The sequence below is a fragment of the Enterococcus sp. 125944 genome (assembly GCF_051909435.1).
In the GTDB taxonomy this organism is placed as follows: Bacteria; Bacillota; Bacilli; order Lactobacillales; family Enterococcaceae; genus Enterococcus_D; species Enterococcus_D gallinarum.
The window spans coordinates 1-17,980 of record NZ_JBQASY010000022.1 but is presented as its reverse complement, the minus strand read 5'-3'; the positions used below and the strand labels follow the sequence as shown (position 1 = coordinate 17,980).

The following is a 17,980-nucleotide window of genomic DNA, read 5'->3' as shown; positions in this document are numbered from 1 at the left end:
TGTATCCATTTCATTCATGACGTTATTCTTCTCTTAGTCAAGAAATCACAAAAAAACTGTTCTAGTCTTCAGAAAAAAGAACTAGAACAGTTTTTTTAGGTTCGCAGCTTACAGAGAATGTTTCTGGAAGCCACCTTGTTTTTTGATACGCCACATAGTCATCAATAGGGCCACAGCACATAAAAGAAACGCACCGAAGAAAGTAACTTTCATTCCATAATTGAAGATATCTGGTCGTCCATTGATATATGTCGTCACATGCTGACCATAGGCACTGCTCATCGCAGAATATAGAATCGTTGTGGACATTGCAATCCCTAGCACCATGCCTAGATTACGAGCAAAAGAGTTCAAGCTACCGGCCACTCCCAAATTTTCTTTGGTCACGCTGCTCATGACCATGGTATTATTCGGCGATTGGAACAAGGAATTTCCTAATCCCATGATTGCTGTAGCCACCACATAATACCAAATAGGTGTATGCTGGTTCATAAACATGTACATCAGTTGGGTAATCGATAGTAAGGCCAAGCCAATCAACACCAAGATTTCTGGACCGACTTGGTCTGTCAAATAACCGCTGATAGGCGATCCGATAACCATCATCAAAGGAAAGACCATCATCAACATCCCGGCTACACTTGGAGTCAACCCACGGGCATTTTGCAGATAAAATGGAATCACGACATTAACAAAAAAATTAGCAGAAAAGATCAGAAGTGCCGTAAACAAACTTAACGTAAAAATTTTATTTCGGAAAATGCTGAAAGTAATCAGCGGCATCGCCACCCGTTTTTCTACTTGAATAAAAGCAATAAAAGCAATGATTGCAACGAAAATCAATACTAATGGCAACCATGTCAAGAAGCCTTGCTCCTGACCGATGAAAATTCCACCGAAAAAGGTCAAGATCGCCACAGAGAATAGACCAAATCCACTTTTATCGATGGAGTTGCGGCTCATGGTGATATCTTTGGGTAAAATTTTCTCCCCGGCAATCATAGTCAGAATTCCGACAGGAACATTGATCCAAAAAATATAAGGCCATGAAAAATGAGACAATATGATCCCGCCTAGTCCTGGACCAGCAATTGATCCTAGCGACACGAAAGCGCCGATCATCCCCAGTGCCCGTCCTCGCTCACTAATAGGAAATACTTCCGTAATGATTCCAGTATTTGTTGCCATCGTCATACTTGCACCGATCGCTTGGACGACTCGTGCAAAGAGCAAAAAAGCCAACGAATGGTTGAACCCGCACAATAAAGAACCGATGGTAAAAATCAACATGCCGAGACGAAAGACCTTGATTTTCCCCCAACTATCGCCAATCTTACCAAATAGCAACAAACAAGCACAAACCACCATCAAATAAACCGACACGACCCATTCCGCTTGGTTCATGGGTACGGACATATTTGCCGATATCGTCGGCAACGCAATATTCACGATGCTGCCGTCTAATGTAGACATAAACGTGAACATCGCAACAGCAATCAAGATCCACCATTTTCTCTGCTGGACAAGCGTATCTTCTTGATAACTTTTCACTCAAAACCATCCTTTCGATCCAATCAATTTTCTTTTAACACGAGTTTCTTCGTGGAATTGTTTTTTATCCAGACATCACTCCAGCATTCGGACAAGTCAAATTAGCCAGACTAACAAAAATAACTGACACGCCTTGAGAGACCCCACCAATCCGCACCGGAAAACAGGAGCAATTTCAATGTTTGGTTATTGGAACACTTGCTTTAGACAACACCCTGTCAATGAAGACCTAGATATTATCGATCGGACAATGTTCTCGTATTTCTGCGCTATGTATCTAAAGAGACACCACAAAAATCAAAGCAAAAACTAGGACGTTTGTAGCTGGCGTCCTAGTTTTCTGGATGTTTTATTTGCGTGATCGATTTCTTTGACTGGATTCCATGATCACAGGCAAGATCACTGGTCGGCGTTTTGTCTGTTCAAACAAGAAGCGGCTTAAGCGATCTCGAATGTCTTGTTTCAATTTACTCCATTCAAACTCTTCATCATGCAAATGTTTTTCAACGATCTCTGCAACGATCTCACCACTTTCCCGAATCAAATCACGACTTGCTTTGACATAAACAAAGCCACGGGAAGTGATTTGCGGTGCTGCAATGATTTTCTTTTCGCGACGGTTGATCGTTACGACTGCGACGAAAATACCGTCTTCAGATAAGACTTTACGATCGCGTAAAACAATATTGCCGATATCACCGACACCGATCCCATCGATCATGACATTCTCAGCTGGTACAGCACCAGCTGAATGCATTTCGCCTTTTTTGTATTCTAAAACATCCCCGCGTGCGGTAATGAAAATATTCTTCAACGGAATGCCCACTTCATGAGCCAAGTCCACATGTGCTGCCAACTGACGATATTCTCCTTGGATTGGTAGGAAATACGTTGGCTTCATTAAATTCAGCATCAATTGCAGATCATTCGGATTCGCATGACCGGAAACACGAAAATTATCTGAAATTTGCTTCACGGTTCCACCCGCTCGGTAAATGATATCTTCCGTTTTGGCAACGACCGTTTCCATAGCTGTCGTAGGCGTCGTCGTAATATAAACGAGATCCCCTTCTTGAATCCGTAATGTACGATGTGTTCCGTTCGCCATTTTCTGCAATGCTTTGATCGGTTCACCCATACGGCCAGTCTCTAGAATAAGCAATTGCTCATTGGCATACTTTTTCATTTCTTTTTGGGTGATCAGCAAATCCTCTGCTGGTAATTTTAGTTTACCCAACTTCATCGCAGTGCGGATGATCCGTCCAAAGTCCTGACCAGTCAAAACTACTTTTCGTCCGGAACGATATGCTGCATCCAGCACTTGTTGAACCCTCTGCAGATTGCTGGCTACACTTGCCACAATGATCCGACCTTCCCAATAGCGAATGTTGTCAAACACTTCATCTTGAATCGTCAATTCAGAAGCAATCGGTGCTGGGTTTTCTGCATTTGTTGAGGTGCTCAGCAATGCCAGAACGCCTTCTTTACCGATCTCTGCCAAACGTCCGAAATCCGTTTGATACATTGGGATAGCTGTTTGATCAAATTTGAAATCCCCTGTATAGACGATATTTCCAGCGCTGGTTTTGACGCTGATTCCGACAGAATCAGGAATCGAATGCGTTGTCCGGAAAAAGCTGATGGTTGCATGACCAAAATCGATTTCTGAATGTTCATCAATGATATGGAAATCTTTGAATTTCTTTGTTGCTTCGTTTTTTGCTACGGTCAATTTTGCCAATTCGATCGTTAGCTCTGTTCCAAACACCGGAACTGGAACATTCTCCAAGAAATAGGGCAGCGCCCCAATGGCGTCGGCATGTCCATGAGTCAAAAAGACCCCCGCTACGCGATCTGCGTTTTCTTCTAGATACGTGAAATCAGGAATGACCGTATCGATTCCCAATAACTCGTTTTCTGGATAACGGACACCGCAATCCAGAACAAATATATCCTCTCCAACTTCAGCAATGTACATATTTTTTCCGTTTTCACGTACACCACCGAGAGGAATGATTTTGATAGTTTCCAATCTATTCACCTCTTGATTTTTTTACACTATTTATTTCCCTAGCCTAAGCCGTCTCTTTCATTATACAACAAAAAAAAGAAAAGCGTGGCATTCGCTACACTTTTCTGAAAAACTTATGATTTACACTCGAACTAGAGACTGTTCATGCAGCGATTCTGCGATTTGGATAGAGTTCCAGGCAGCACCTTTCAGCAAGTTGTCCGCTACCACCCAAAGGTGCAGACCATTCGCTACATCTAAATCTTTTCGAATCCGACCGACGAAGGTCTCTGTCTTACCGACACTCGTCAGTGCTTGTGGATAAATCTGCTGACTTGGATCGTCTTGCAGAACTGCTCCGGGAGCTGCTTTGATCCACTCTTTGACTGCAGTCAATTCCGCAGGTTGTTTTGTTTCGATATAAATAGATTCTGAGTGCCCGCTAAAGACTGGGATCCGAACACAAGTAGCCGCTACTTGGATCGCTGAGTCTTCCATGATCTTTTTGGTTTCATTAATCATTTTCCACTCTTCATAGGTGTAATCATCTTCCGCAAAAACATCGATCTGCGGCAAGGCATTGAATGCGATGGGATAGTGTTTCTTGTCACCGCCCGCTGGCATGATCTCTGGTGCCAACTGATCAGCTGGTGTTCCTGACAAGTAAGCTTGAGATTCCCGTGTCAATTCTGCCATTGCCTTAGCACCGGCACCTGAAACAGCTTGATACGTCGAAACAATGATCCGCGATAAACCTGCGTGTTGCCGAATCGGTTCTAATGCCACCATCATCTGAATCGTTGAACAATTTGGGTTTGCGATAATCCCTTGGTGTTTTGCTAAAGCATGAGCATTTACTTCGGGAACCACTAAAGGGACATTCGGATCCATTCGGAAGTAGCTCGTATTGTCGATTACGACCGCACCGCTTTTAACCGCTTCTGGGGCAAATTGCTTGGAGATACTGCCGCCAGCACTAAATAAAGCCAAATCTACTCCAATAAATGAGGTCGTAGTTAATTCTTGAATGACCAAAGTGGCTCCTTTGAAGACACAGGTTTTCCCAGCTGATCGCTTTGAAGCCAATAGAATCAATTCCTTGATCGGCAATGTAGTCTTTTCTAACATCTCAATCATTTTTGTTCCAACTGCGCCAGTCGCACCAACAACAGCTACCCGGTACCCTCTATCCATTTGATCACTCCTCGAATAAAAATACATTTTTACTAGTTTATCATATTTAAGCAAAAAGAAAAGACCTTACATAAGCATTCTCAGAAAGAAAAAGAAAAAATCTGAAAATTCCCTCTTCTTTCGCTTTTTTTCAAAAAAGGGTTATTTTTCGACTGTTATTATTTGTCACATCTACGGGTTATAGGCTATAATATTAGTAGAAAGAATTTTGGGGAAGATTCTTTCCAACGTGCATGGGGAAATAAAACCCAATCAGCCTAAATGAGGCAAGACCTGTTTTAACAGATCTTGCCTCATTTTATTTTTTAATTATTGCTGATTTCATTGTTGATTTTTGCAATGACAAATCCTTTATTATCAATGATCATTGTCTCATCTTCGATCTGCATAAACTGATCTAATAAAATTTCCTCTGGGCAAGACAATGTGAGTTGGTCTTCCCCGGTATTAAAGATTCCAATGATTCGTTGCGCACCTAATTCCCGCTCAAAAATGATCAATCCTTCTTCTTCAGAAATCACGTTCCAATTCAAAGAGCCCTCTGAAAGGATTTTTTGATGACTCTTGCGCAAATGAATCAAATCAGTTGTGAAGCGCAACAAATCGCGGTCTTGTTTTTCTTCTTCCCAAACCATACATTTCCGGCAATCCGGATCCATATCCCCGGTCAAGCCGATTTCATCGCCATAATACAGGCAGGGAACCCCTTGCTGCAAGTAGGTAAAAGCCATCACCTGCCGCATCAGGTCCTTATCGCCTCGTGCCAATGTCAATAGACGCGGCGTATCGTGAGAATCCAAAATATTGAATTGGACTTGATTTGTCTGGTCCCGATAAAGCATCAATTGATTATTTAGTTCCGAGACCATCTTTGTCATTGATATTTCGCCTTTGACGAAGTATTCAATGATTGCATCTGTAAAAGCATAGTTCATGACTGCATGGAATTCGTCCCCTTGGAGCCATCTTTGAGAAGAATGCCATATCTCTCCTAAAATATAAAAATCGTCTTTGGCTTCATCACAGACCTGACGAAATTTCTTCCAGAAATTATGGCTCACCTCATTGGCTACATCCAAGCGCCAAGCATCGATATCAAATTCTTCGATCCAGTAACGAGCAATTTTCAGGAGATAGTCTTGAACATCCGGATTCTCTGTATTCAGCTTCGGCATATGCGGGGTAAATGCAAACACATCATACGTGATATCATAAGCATCTTCAAAATCTTCGCCTTCTTTATAATTGACAGGGAATTCATTGATATGGAACCAATCGGCAAAGGGAGAATCTGCACCATTCTTAATGACATCGAGCCATTGGTGGGAAGTATCTCCTATGTGATTGAAAACTGCGTCAAGCATGACCTTGATTCCTCGTTTATGACATTCCTCCACCAACCGTTTAAAGGTCTCGTTATCCCCAAATGCCGGATCAATCGCTAAATAGTCGATGGTATCGTATTTGTGGTTGGAGTAGGCTTCAAAAATCGGACAGAAATATATCCCATTGATCCCTAGCGAAACGAGATAATCCAGATGGTCGATCACACCTTGTAAATCTCCACCAAAAAAATCTTGCCGATCAGGATTTTTGGACCCCCAGGGCAATGTGCCTTCAGGATCATTCGATGGATCGCCATTGGCAAAGCGCTCCGGAAAAATTTGATACCAGACGGTTTCTTTGACCCATTCCGGCACTTTGAACCGATCCGCTTCTTGAAAGTAAGGCATCCGGAAATAATTGTTGTTCATTTCTAAGTATTGCTCTTCAAAAGGATAGACCCCATGATCCCCATAAAAAACATGGAGACCGTCAAAACTTTCAATTGAGAAGCCGTAAGACAATCGGCGAAATTCTGCACTTACAGTCACTTGCCAATAATCATGCAAGTCCGTAGACAAGATTTTATCCATTTCGATCCTTCGTTGGTACCAAGCTTCTTTGTATAAGGTATACGGATCCCCGCATAATAATTGCACGTGACGCACATCTTGACGAGCTGTGCGCAGCCGAATGTGCATTTTGTCTTTTTCAAATAAATAAGCAAATTCACTTTCTGGACGATGATAAATAGCAGTAGTATTCATAGCAGACTCCTTTAATTATTTGTTGCCTCTATTTTCCCACACACAAGAAGAGAATACAAGCAAAATATGCAATCGATTGCTTTATCCTCTTCTTTTTACAAAAGGGCGAGAAATATAATAGAAACATCAAATAACACAAACGAAGCAATCGTTTGCATTGCTATAAATTGGGGATCATTTACTTGGTTTAGAATTGTTCGAGCAAGCGTGTTCTTTTAAAATGTCATACTTCCGCAACAAACCAATCACTGTAGTCAGCGCCTGATAAAGCTCTGTAAAATCCGAAGGGCGCATTGCCGAAACCTTCTCATTCAAGCGATCCTCAATTTGTTGTTTTTTGCGACTAAACAATTCTCTTCCCGCTTCACACATAAAGACATTGACGCTGCGCCGATTCGTTTCATTGGTTTTGCGAATGACAAACCCAGCTTTTTCCAATCCAGCAATCGAACGACTAATCTGGACCTTCGATGTGCCGATTTGTCTTGCTAATTCCGACATCGTCATCCCTTCATTAGCTGCGATGATAACCAATTCAAGTATTTCCATCTTTGTCAATTTTAAATCTTCAAACCCAACTTCTTCAAACAAAAGGTTTCCCAGTAGTGAGAAAACTTCTGCAAATACTGATATATCAAACTTCTCTATCGCTTTTGTCATTTTCTCCCTCTTTTCTTCTCTATAGTTTAGTATAAGAACTTCTGCAAAACAATAACGATTGTTGATTTTTGTTAACTGTTATGATAGCTTTTAAACAGGATGAAAAAAACATGAAAATGGCAAGAAAAGAGTGACAGCATGCTAGAATTAAAAGATATCAAGAAGTATTATAAAGTAGGATCAAGTACCACCAAAGCATTGGACGGTGTCTCGGTTGCTTTCCGAAAACAAGAGTTTGTAGCCATTTTGGGACCAAGCGGCTCTGGAAAAACCACCATGCTAAATGTGATCGGTGGATTAGACAACTACGACTCTGGAGACATGGTCATTAATGGAAAATCGACCAAATCTTTCAAGGACCGTGATTGGGATGCCTATCGGAACAATTCGATCGGTTTTGTGTTCCAAAGTTACAATTTAATCAGTCATTTGGGGATTATTGATAACGTTGAGCTAGGAATGACACTAAGCGGTGTTTCAAAAGAAGTCAAACGAGCGAAAGCCGAAGATGCGCTGACACGGGTTGGTCTTGCGGACCATATGCACAAAAAGCCAAATCAACTTTCTGGTGGGCAAATGCAGCGGGTAGCGATTGCCCGAGCATTAGCCAACGACCCAGATATTCTGCTTTGTGATGAACCGACGGGTGCGTTGGATTCAGAGACTAGCGTCCAAATCATGAAGCTGATCCAAGAGCTTTCCAATGAAAAGCTCGTAATCATGGTTACCCATAACCCGGAACTAGCGAATCAGTATGCGGATCGAATCATTGAGTTCAAGGATGGTCGAATCTTAAAAGATTCTAACCCGCATATTGAAGAACAAAAGAAAGATCAATTTGAATTAAAGCACACGAAGATGAGTTTCCTCACTGCATTGCGTCTTTCTTTCAATAATATCCGGACAAAAAAAGGCAGAACTTTCTTAACGGCATTTGCTTCAAGCATTGGGATCATCGGCATTGCCATCGTCTTGTCTTTATCGACCGGATTCCAAAAGCAAATCGATAATACACAGTCTGAAACATTGGCCCGTTTCCCGATCACGATCTCTAAAGTAACGACGGAACAAGACCCTTCTGCAATCAGTACTCGTACTAAAGAAGAGAATTTCCCGTCCACTAAAGAAGTGACCGCAAAACTGAGTGACGCTGACCGGGCAACCCATATCAATAATATTGATCAGGACTTTCTTGACTATCTCAATAAAATTGATCCTGAGTTAAGCAACAACATTGGCTACACTCGTTCGACTTCGTTGAACTTACTGCGTAAGGTCGATGATAAAGTAGAACAAGTCAGCTTTTCAAATGCTTCAGCTGATAACGAGCAGACAAATGCCATGATGTCCGCAATGAGTGCTTCGACGGGAATCGGCGTTTCAACCTTCCCAGAACAACTATCTGAGGAAAACGGCAACTTCCTGAAAGACAACTATGATTTGCTGCAGGGAGAATATCCTGCATCAGCAAATGACGTTGTACTGATCGTTGACGAGAACAACGTGACGAACGTCAACGCATTGATCAACTTAGGATTTGATATCAAAGACGGCGATAAAGTGTCTTTCGATGATATCGTAGGAACAACAGTCAAGTTGGCACTTAACGATGCCTTTTATACTGAATTGCCAACTGGGAACTTTATCCCAAATCAAGATTTAACAGCTGTTTATGACAACAGTGCAAATAAAGAATTAAAAATCAGCGGGATTTTACGTATCAAAGAAAAATCTACGATGAATTTGCTTTCTACCGGGATCGCTTATAGCGATGCATTAGCCCAAGAAGTTATCAAAGAAAACAAAAACTCGGCAATCGTCAAAGCCCAAAAAGACAGTGATATCAATGTTATGACCAACGAAAAAATCGATGCTAGCACGCGCGATTCTCTAATCGATTACTTAGGTGGCAGCGACTTGCCAAACAGTATTATGATCTATCCAAATGATTTTAGTTCCAAAGAAAAAATCTTGGACTATCTTGATGCTTACAACAAAGGCAAAGATCGTAAAGATCAAATCGTTTATTCTGATTTAGCTGGAACCATGACGCAATTGACCGGCGGCTTGATGGATGCCATCACTTATGTTCTGATTGCTTTTGCCGCTATCTCATTAGTGACGAGCATGATTATGATCGGTATCATCACCTATACTTCAGTTTTGGAACGTACGAAAGAAATCGGCGTCCTAAAAGCTTTAGGTGCGCGTAAAAAAGATATCACTCGTGTCTTCGATGCTGAAACATGTATCCTTGGGATTGCTTCTGGTGCATTAGGTGTCTTGATTGCTTGGTTAGCTACTTTCCCAATCAACGCGGTCTTATACAATATGACTGATCTGGAAAATGTTGCACAACTGAATCCAGTCCATGGATTGATCTTAATTCTGGTCAGCACGATCCTAACCATGATCGGCGGCCATATCCCAGCACGGATGGCAGCAAAAAAAGATGCTGCGATCGCTTTGCGGGCAGATTAATTCTTTCTAACTAGTCACAGCTAAAGAGAGCATTGCAGCTGTCAGTTAATGGTGCTCTCAGCAAAACAAAAAGTACTCGAAAAGTCATTTTCGAGTACTTTTTGTTTTATGCCTGCGATAAGCTCTTTTGTAACCTGAAAATCCGGGTTATAGAGGACTGCTCCTTTGAGTTTGTGGATGGTCTGCTTCCACTAAAAGAAAGCATTCAGCTAGAGCAGCCAGCACTTATCTTCTATTCTCTTTAACTCTCTTTAATCTTAGTCAATGATTTCTCCATTACTGCGGATAACTCTTTGATACCAAGCAAAGCTATCTTTTTTGATTCTTTCGCCACTGCCTTTTCCATAATCATCACTATCTACATAAATAAATCCATAGCGTTTGCTCATTTCACTAGACGAACAGCTGACTATATCAATGGGTCCCCAAGCATAGTAACCGCGCAGATCCACACCATCTTTGATTGCTTCTTTCATGGCTCGAATATGATCTCGATAATACTCTATACGATAGGAATCATGAATGCTCCCATTTTCCAATTTATCAAAATAGCCAATCCCATTTTCAGTGATATAAATTGGACACTGATAGCGATCATAAAACTCATTTAAAAGAATTCTCAAGCCAATGGGATCAATTGTCCACCCCCAAGGATTTGCTGGTAGTTCCTTATTTCTGTGTGGTCCTAAATCCTTATCGTAAGAGTCTTGATCGCATATTTGTGTATAGTAGTAAGAAAAAGACATAAAGTCTGCCGTATGCTTCAGTGCTTCTTCGTCATCTTCTCCAAAAGTTACATGAATGCCTTTATCATCAAAGTAACGGAAAGCATAACCAGGATAGCGGCCGCGAAGTAAGACGTCTGCAAAGAAATACTCCATTTGATTTAATTTTAATGCAGCTAGAACATCTTCCGCCTTGCTAGATGCGGCATAAGATGGACCGCCACAAAGCATCATGCCGATCTCATTATCTGGATAATGTGCATGCGCATATTTTGTAATCAATGCACTAGCAACCATTTCATTGTGTACTCCTTGATATTTAGCAGAAAGCAAATCCTCTACTGCATCCTCAGGAATTCCAAGATGATTGAACGATTCATGGACAATTAAATTGATTTGATTAACCACTATCCACTTCTTTACTTTGTCATGATAGCGATCTAGCAGAACTTGACCATAACGGACAAAGAAATCAATAACTTCTCTTGAATACCAGCCTTTATACGAAGTTGTCAAATGAAGTGGCATTTCATAGTGAGACATTGTGATCATTGGTTCCATACCATTTTTTATTATTTCATCAAATAAATCGTCATAAAACTGCAAACCCGCTTCATTCGGCTCCAACTCATCTCCGTTTGGAAAAATTCTTGCCCAGTTGATAGAAGTCCGAAATGTTTTTAGCCCTAATTCAGCAAGCAATTTCAAGTCATCTTTATACGTGTGATAGAAATCAATTCCCCACCGTTTTGGAAAAATTCGCTCTGTACTGTTCATTGCTTCTTTGATATAAGCTGTCGTTATTTCCATATTAGATTTCTTTTCTAAGTCAACATCTGGAAGAAACTCATTAATATCTGCCACACACCAGCCTTTTCCGTCTACATCCCACGCACCTTCAGCTTGATTAGCTGCAATAGCACCGCCCCATAAAAAATCTTTTGGAAAACCTTCAGGTATTTTAGTCATTTTCTTCCTCTCTTTCCAGTCTACTCTCCAATTGCTCAATGCGCCGATCATAGGCTTTAAAAATTGCCAGCATGCGTTTAGCAATATTTATCTCACTGTAAATAGTCATCAATGTATCCTGTGCATGTGCGAACAACACAGAATACTCTCCATCTTCACCAGATGTTTCAGCCGTAATTGCATCTGTCTGTATGCGGTGTGCCTGTACAATCTCCTCATTTGCTTGCTTTATTTCCACTTCAGCCAGTGCAAAATCATATGATTCAATCGCTTTCAAGGCATCCATACAATGCTTTCTGGCATCTCCAGCATGTAGAATTATCTGCATGGCATGTTGAACGATTTGTTCTTTCACCATTCTAAGACCTTCTTTCACAATTATCTTTCTATACTCTTTCAGTTGCTTCAGCAGCTTCTCTTTCGCATTCTTGTTTTTCATAGGCTTTAAAAAATGGATACCAAATCGCTGCCGCCACGACAAAAACAATCAGCATTAGCAGAATGCCTGAAATTGTTCCGGTAGTTAGCCAAGTGGCAATCGGAAATGGACAGTACCACATTTGAAACATGACTGTTGGAATAGGTGCAAAAGCAATGACTTTCGTAAATAACCAGACAATTAATGGCAATATCAACCCTTGTAACCACATCGGGACCATCAATAGTGGATTCCAAGCAATACAGCCAAAAACAATCGGTTCATTGATATTAAAAATCGTCGGAGCAACCGAAGCCGTACCCAAGGCTTTTAATTTTTTTGATTTGGAGCGCATCAACATAAAAACAAGAGGCATTGTACAGCCGATACCGCCAATCCATAGATAAGCAGAATAAATAGTTGGATCAGTTACTAAATTCATTGCCTTTCCGTCAATATTTGCTTGAATAGCAGTCAATAAAACTGGATTTAAAACAGGCGTTAATACCCATGTTGAAATTCCCAACGAATAGAGGAAACAAACAATCAACATCATCAATGAAAAGCCCCATGGCGTCTCAATCACACTTTGTAATGGCATAAAGATGGCTAGAACAGCATTGTAGACATCAAAGCCAAGAAGATCAACGAAGATCCATCCGGTAAGGACAACAATACCGATTGGCAGCATAGCATCAAACCAAGAGCGGACAAAATCGGGAATCACCGATTCCTCACTGAAAAAAGAAAACTTTCCAAATAAATTCAACACCATACCAGCGAATAGTCCTGCAACAATTGCAATAAACATTCCCCCTGCACCAAGCGCACTATGACTAAAACCAGGTTCTCCGTCAGCAATGACTTGTGGAGAAATAATAATCAAAAATAAGATGATTCCAGACATTCCAGCATTGATTCTTTGCTTACGCAGTCTTTTTTTCTCCATCAAGTTGAAAGGAATCAGAAAAGATATGACAAGTGAGATCATCCCCATCGTCCATCCGTATGGCGTCCAGAAATTGGGTAAACTTGGAAAATAATCATTTAAAATTGCCAGCATACAAAAGACCGATCCTAAGAAAATTAATGGCAAAGCCTGCATGATTGAGTCTTTAAGAGTCACGATCCAAACGTTATGATTGATTTTATTCATTTTGGGCGTAAAGCTGTTTTCCAGCCAGTTAATTAAGGATTGCATTTTATTCCCTCCATTCTGAAAGCTACTGTACCTCTTCCAACAAGTGATCCAAAGCTTGTTTTCCGTTTAATGTGGCATAGTATTCAGGCTTCATCAAAATCACTTTCACTGGTGCATCACCAACAAATTCTTCTACTTCATCCAAAATATACGCCAGATGGGGACCAACCATTAACGCATCAATGTCGTCAATGTAGTTTTCAATCTCACTTTCACCGCGAGCAGTAATTTTTATGTCCAATCCTTTTTCAGCAGCAGCTTTGCGAATATTAGCAGCCATAAAACCTGAGCTGGCTCCAGATCCACACACAAGTAAAACATTCAATTTTTTCATGATTTTTCTCCCCCAATTCAATTTTCATTGATAGCGCTATCAATTACAGTTATACTATAGTCAATCTACAGCGGTGAAACAAATATTCTTTTGCACTGCAGTGGTGAAAGAGAGGGTGTCAGCCAATGAAAGCAAAGTATATAAAACTTCTTCACTATCTAAATGAGCAAGACAATTGGGTTTCCTCCACTCAATTAGCGGAAAAATTTGGGTTATCCAAACGGACGATAAAATCGTATATCGCAGATATTCAAGACAATGAATCTGATTTGATCCTTTCTTCAAACAAAGGCTATCGAGTGATAGCAAGTAATCTGGTCACTTTTTTCAATAACACAGAAACAAGTGTCCCTGAAACACCTACTGAACGAACTGCTTATCTCCTTTTGCGACTGATTTCAACCGAGGAAGCTCTATCTGTTTATGATCTAGCAGAAGAACTATTTATCAGCGAGTCCACATTATTGAGTGATGCAAAAAAACTTAAAAAAAAATGTTCTGAACTGGCTATCGAAGTCAGACTAACCAAAGATACACTACAGTTGATTGGGACAGAAAAAGCGAAAAGACAATTAATCCATCAGACATTGCTATCCGAATTGGATAATCATTTCGTTGATATGACTAAGCTACAAGAAAGTTTTATAGATTTTGACCTTGATTATATCAAGGAAATTATTGCCGAACTTTTTTCAGACTATGATTTTTTCACGAATGATTATGCGTTAACAAATATAGTTATTCATCTAGCAATTGCCGTAGACCGTATGAAAGGAAATTTTCAGTCTCCTGAAGCAGAAGCTCAAGCGCCTCACTCAATCCATCCGACAGTACTAAAAATTTCCGAAAAAATCGCGGAAAAAGTAGCGGAACGGTACGGTATTCGTTTTCCCAAAGAAGAAATTCGTGATTTAGCTATCCTAATTTCAGCGAATGGAACTAGCGTGAATTTCACTCAAATTTCACCTGATGAGTTAGAGAAGGTCACGGACAAAAACTGCCTTGACTTAGTAAGAAAAATTCTAGCAAAAGTGGATGAATTATACTTTATTGATGGCAATGAACCTGAGTTCTTCATTCGATTTGCCCTCCATATAAAGAATTTACTGTATCGGATCAATAACGGCTACTCTTGTAGAAACCCAATGACAGAAACACTAAAAAAAGAATGTCCGCTCATCTATGATTGTGCCGTCCAGGTTTCTCATGTCATTCAAAAAGAAATCGGTTATACGATTAGTGAAGACGAAATTGCCTACATAGCTTTTCATTTAGGCTATGCGTTAGAAATTCAAAAACAGCGTACGAATAAAATAAACTGCACGATTCTAGTGCCTCATTACTACAACATGAATATTCAGGTGATGGAAAAGCTTCAGAAAAATTTCTCTGATGACCTTGAGATCCAGAATATTCTTACTAGTGAAAAAGAGTTGCAGTATGTAGATACAGAACTGATTGTGTCTGCTGTTAAACTGAAGCAAGTGATCGCTACCCCATACGTGATCATTAATCCTTTTTTTACCCTTGAAGATCGGCAACAAATTACCGCCAAGATCTTTGATATCAAAGAAAAAAAACGAAAAGAACAATTTGTGAAAACCTTTCTATCGCTTGTTGATAAAAAGCGATTCTCATATACAACTGAAAATCAAAACTCCGCAGAATTGCTCAAACAATTATGTGGTCAAATGAAAGAAGAAGGAATCGTGGACGAGACCTTTTATCCACAAGTAATTGAGAGGGAGCAACTTTCTTCTACTGCCTTTGGTTCAGTGGCTATTCCACATTCACTGACAATGAATGCCAATCGTACGGGGGTTGCGATTGCCGTCAATCCAAAGGGGATCCAGTGGGGAAATAATCGTGTCACATTGGTTTTTTTGATTTCCATCAATTACCATAACCGTCATGTGTTTCGGGAAATTTTTGATGATCTGGCCATGATTTGTACAGATGAACAAAACATTCATAAATTAAGTGCCATAACCACCTTCGATGAATTTGTAGACACGCTGACACAGTGTTTTATCAGCAACAACACAAAACAATGATACTTTTTATTATTGATAGCCATACACGTCGCACAATAGTGGGCAGCCTCTTGGCTGTTCTTTGATTAATAAACTTGGTTATTAACATTCTAAAGGCTGCTCTTCTTGTTCTTTTGACATAATAAGAATATAAAAAAGATCCTGATAAAAGTTCATTCATCCTCGACATACAATCCAGCGTCAAGAAGCACTCAAAATCATCAATTTTGAGTGCTTCTTGTTTTTTTATGTTTCTTAAGAAAATTTTCGGTCTTTCTAAACAAGTGGGATCAAATAGATTTCCTTCATTCATCAATTCTATGTAGAGCAACATTCCCTATTTTAGATTAGGATTGATCAATCCAACAATCACCAATCACCTTGGCAAACGAAATCTGTCCTTTTCTAATATCTGTTTTTTTAGTTAATGCAAACTTTCAGAAGTTTTTCTCTTGAAAAATTCATAAACAAGGAATACAATAAGATTGTTTTTAGGTACACCTAAAAAGATAGGATGTGACAGAATGAATGAAGAAAAAAAATTGATCCAGGCAGCAAATGGACCTAGCTTGGAAGAAATAAACAATACCGTAGCTATTCCCAAGGATGGGAATTTTTGGCGTAATCTTTTAGCTTTTTCTGGTCCCGGAGCGTTAGTCGCGGTTGGGTATATGGATCCTGGTAACTGGATCACTTCAATCGGGGGTGGTGCCGAATATGGTTATCTCCTGCTATCCGTCATCTTGATTTCAAGTCTGATTGCGATGTTGCTCCAATACATGGCAGCTAAACTAGGGATTGTCACCCATATGGACCTCGCACAAGCAACCCGTAAACACACCAGTAAAAAGCTGGGCTTTTTCCTTTGGATTATTACCGAGTTGGCGATCATGGCAACAGATATCGCCGAAGTAATCGGTGGAGCAATTGCTTTGAATCTATTATTCGGTCTACCATTAGTTGTAGGGGTCTTTTTGACGATTTTCGATGTCTTTTTACTGCTTTTCTTGATGAAATTAGGCTTTCGAAAAATCGAAGCCATCGTAATGACCTTAATATTGGTGATTCTGCTTGTTTTTGTTTACGAAGTGATTATTGCCCAACCTGATCTTCCGGCACTTGTTCAAGGCTTCATTCCCCAAAAACAAGTATTGAACCCTGGACAGCTGACCATGGCATTAGGGATCGTTGGCGCGACCGTCATGCCCCATAATTTGTATTTGCATTCGTCGATTTCACAATCAAGAAAGATTGATCGGACGAATCCGCAAGAAGTCGCTACAGCTGTTCGCTTTGCCACATGGGATTCAAATATTCAGCTTTCGGCTGCTTTTGTCGTTAATTGTCTGTTGCTGATTTTAGGGAGCGCATTGTTCTTCGGTCACAGCGAAGAAGTCGGTACTTTTTCAGCGCTGTATGATGCCTTACAAAATTCAGCGATCGCGGGAGCGGTGGCTAGTCCAGCCCTTAGTGTTCTTTTTGCCGTAGCATTACTGGCTTCCGGACAAAACTCAACTATCACTGGAACACTGACAGGACAAGTCGTCATGGAAGGCTTCATCCATATGAAGATTCCAACATGGGCAAGACGATTGATCACTCGTGGCCTTTCTGTCGTACCTGTTTTACTATGTACCCTCTACTTTGGCGGTAATGAACAGGCACTAGATAATCTTTTGATCTATTCACAGGTCTTTTTGAGTATTGCATTACCAGTCTCAATGATTCCATTGGTTTACTTTACTAGTTCCAAAAAAATCATGGGCGAAAAGTTCAAGAACCCTCTGTGGGTCACTTCTCTGGGCTGGATTTGCGCCATCGCATTAACAGTCCTCAACATTCGCTTGATCATCGAAACAATGTCTGGTATTTTTTAAAAAAAGAAAAAAGCCGCACGATCGCAGTTTTTGAAGCGACCCCCAAAAGTTAGACCAAAAAATCTAACTTTTGGGGGTCGTTATTTGTATGGCAAAATATCCTTTTGAATTAAAACTAAAAATCGTTAAAGAATATCTTAGTGGCGTGGGCGGATATCGGTATCTTGCCAACAAATACGGTATTTCAAGCAAGTCTCAAGTAAGTAATTGGGTGAATGTCTATCGTGAATACGGAGAGGAAGGTCTATTGAGAAAGCATCAAAATCAGAAATATTCTGTTCAATTTAAGTTAAATACGCTAGAGTTATATCAAACAAGTGAGATGTCCTATCGAGAAGTTGCTAGCACTTTAGAAATGAACAACCCTGCGCTTATTGCCAATTGGATGCGTAATTTCAGAGAAGCAGGTATTGAGGGGCTCTCAAAAGAGAAAGGG

The 17,980-nt window shown here is 40.4% G+C and carries 13 protein-coding genes; 4 read left to right on the top strand and 9 right to left on the bottom strand.

Annotated features, from left to right (window positions below):
• Positions 1–108: 108 nt before the first annotated feature.
• The 5 genes from ACTFWY_RS15350 to ACTFWY_RS15330 all read right to left on the bottom strand — a co-directional run bounded on the left by ACTFWY_RS15350 (position 109) and on the right by ACTFWY_RS15330 (position 7,506).
• Positions 109–1,551 (bottom strand): MFS transporter, encoded by a 1,443-nt coding sequence (locus tag ACTFWY_RS15350; RefSeq protein ID WP_003128757.1) that lies wholly within the window; start codon positions 1,549–1,551, stop codon positions 109–111.
• A 349-nt stretch (positions 1,552–1,900) separates the two neighbouring features.
• Positions 1,901–3,583 (bottom strand): ribonuclease J, encoded by a 1,683-nt coding sequence (locus tag ACTFWY_RS15345; protein ID WP_003128755.1) that lies wholly within the window; start codon positions 3,581–3,583, stop codon positions 1,901–1,903.
• A 120-nt stretch (positions 3,584–3,703) separates the two neighbouring features.
• Positions 3,704–4,756: an aspartate-semialdehyde dehydrogenase gene (locus ACTFWY_RS15340; protein ID WP_005472640.1), complete on the bottom strand. Its 1,053-nt coding sequence runs from the start codon at positions 4,754–4,756 to the stop codon at positions 3,704–3,706.
• Positions 4,757–5,061: 305 nt separating this feature from the next.
• Positions 5,062–6,846 carry a glycoside hydrolase family 13 protein gene (locus tag ACTFWY_RS15335; protein WP_003128752.1) on the bottom strand — a complete coding sequence of 595 codons (1,785 nt, stop codon included), beginning with the start codon at positions 6,844–6,846 and terminating at the stop codon, positions 5,062–5,064.
• A gap of 174 nt (positions 6,847–7,020) precedes the next feature.
• Complete coding sequence (locus ACTFWY_RS15330) at positions 7,021–7,506, bottom strand: MarR family winged helix-turn-helix transcriptional regulator (RefSeq protein WP_003128751.1); 486 nt, start codon at positions 7,504–7,506, stop codon at positions 7,021–7,023.
• A 138-nt stretch (positions 7,507–7,644) separates the two neighbouring features.
• On the opposite strand from ACTFWY_RS15330, the gene ACTFWY_RS15325 reads away from it, so the two are divergent.
• Complete coding sequence (locus tag ACTFWY_RS15325) at positions 7,645–9,987, top strand: ABC transporter ATP-binding protein/permease (RefSeq protein ID WP_003128750.1); 2,343 nt, start codon at positions 7,645–7,647, stop codon at positions 9,985–9,987.
• A 257-nt stretch (positions 9,988–10,244) separates the two neighbouring features.
• Here ACTFWY_RS15325 and ACTFWY_RS15320 read toward each other — a convergent pair whose 3' ends face one another.
• The 4 genes from ACTFWY_RS15320 to ACTFWY_RS15305 are packed head-to-tail and all read right to left on the bottom strand — an operon-like array spanning position 10,245 to position 13,634.
• A complete protein-coding gene (locus ACTFWY_RS15320) occupies positions 10,245–11,681 on the bottom strand; it encodes a glycoside hydrolase family 1 protein (RefSeq protein WP_005472648.1) in 1,437 nt (478 codons plus the stop codon).
• Positions 11,674–12,036 (bottom strand): PTS lactose/cellobiose transporter subunit IIA, encoded by a 363-nt coding sequence (locus ACTFWY_RS15315; protein ID WP_003128748.1) that lies wholly within the window; start codon positions 12,034–12,036, stop codon positions 11,674–11,676. Before ACTFWY_RS15315 ends, ACTFWY_RS15320 begins: the two co-directional genes overlap by 8 nt.
• Before the next feature lie 31 nt (positions 12,037–12,067).
• A complete protein-coding gene (locus ACTFWY_RS15310) occupies positions 12,068–13,300 on the bottom strand; it encodes a PTS sugar transporter subunit IIC (RefSeq protein WP_003128746.1) in 1,233 nt (410 codons plus the stop codon).
• A 22-nt stretch (positions 13,301–13,322) separates the two neighbouring features.
• Positions 13,323–13,634, bottom strand: coding sequence for a PTS sugar transporter subunit IIB (locus ACTFWY_RS15305; RefSeq protein WP_005472652.1), 312 nt, complete (start codon positions 13,632–13,634; stop codon positions 13,323–13,325).
• 125 nt (positions 13,635–13,759) lie between these two features.
• Here ACTFWY_RS15305 and ACTFWY_RS15300 point away from each other — a divergent pair, with 125 nt between their 5' ends.
• The 3 genes from ACTFWY_RS15300 to ACTFWY_RS15290 form a co-directional block, all read left to right on the top strand.
• Positions 13,760–15,688 carry a BglG family transcription antiterminator gene (locus ACTFWY_RS15300; RefSeq protein WP_005472654.1) on the top strand — a complete coding sequence of 643 codons (1,929 nt, stop codon included), beginning with the start codon at positions 13,760–13,762 and terminating at the stop codon, positions 15,686–15,688.
• Positions 15,689–16,191: 503 nt separating this feature from the next.
• Positions 16,192–17,544, top strand: coding sequence for an Nramp family divalent metal transporter (locus ACTFWY_RS15295; RefSeq protein ID WP_003128741.1), 1,353 nt, complete (start codon positions 16,192–16,194; stop codon positions 17,542–17,544).
• Between the two features lie 88 nt (positions 17,545–17,632).
• On the top strand, positions 17,633–17,980 hold a 348-nt coding region (locus ACTFWY_RS15290; protein WP_142434593.1), incomplete at its 3' end, for a helix-turn-helix domain-containing protein.

Bases quoted from the DNA above. Each gene is read 5' to 3' on its own strand.
- ACTFWY_RS15335 (WP_003128752.1), bottom strand. From the start codon at position 6,846: ATGAATACTACTGCTATTTATCATCGTCCAGAAAGTGAATTTGCTTAT.
- ACTFWY_RS15295 (WP_003128741.1), top strand. From the start codon at position 16,192: ATGAATGAAGAAAAAAAATTGATCCAGGCAGCAAATGGACCTAGCTTG.
- ACTFWY_RS15310 (WP_003128746.1), bottom strand. From the start codon at position 13,300: ATGCAATCCTTAATTAACTGGCTGGAAAACAGCTTTACGCCCAAAATG.
- ACTFWY_RS15340 (WP_005472640.1), bottom strand. From the start codon at position 4,756: ATGGATAGAGGGTACCGGGTAGCTGTTGTTGGTGCGACTGGCGCAGTT.
- ACTFWY_RS15330 (WP_003128751.1), bottom strand. From the start codon at position 7,506: ATGACAAAAGCGATAGAGAAGTTTGATATATCAGTATTTGCAGAAGTT.
- ACTFWY_RS15320 (WP_005472648.1), bottom strand. From the start codon at position 11,681: ATGACTAAAATACCTGAAGGTTTTCCAAAAGATTTTTTATGGGGCGGT.
- ACTFWY_RS15300 (WP_005472654.1), top strand. From the start codon at position 13,760: ATGAAAGCAAAGTATATAAAACTTCTTCACTATCTAAATGAGCAAGAC.
- ACTFWY_RS15325 (WP_003128750.1), top strand. From the start codon at position 7,645: ATGCTAGAATTAAAAGATATCAAGAAGTATTATAAAGTAGGATCAAGT.
- ACTFWY_RS15305 (WP_005472652.1), bottom strand. From the start codon at position 13,634: ATGAAAAAATTGAATGTTTTACTTGTGTGTGGATCTGGAGCCAGCTCA.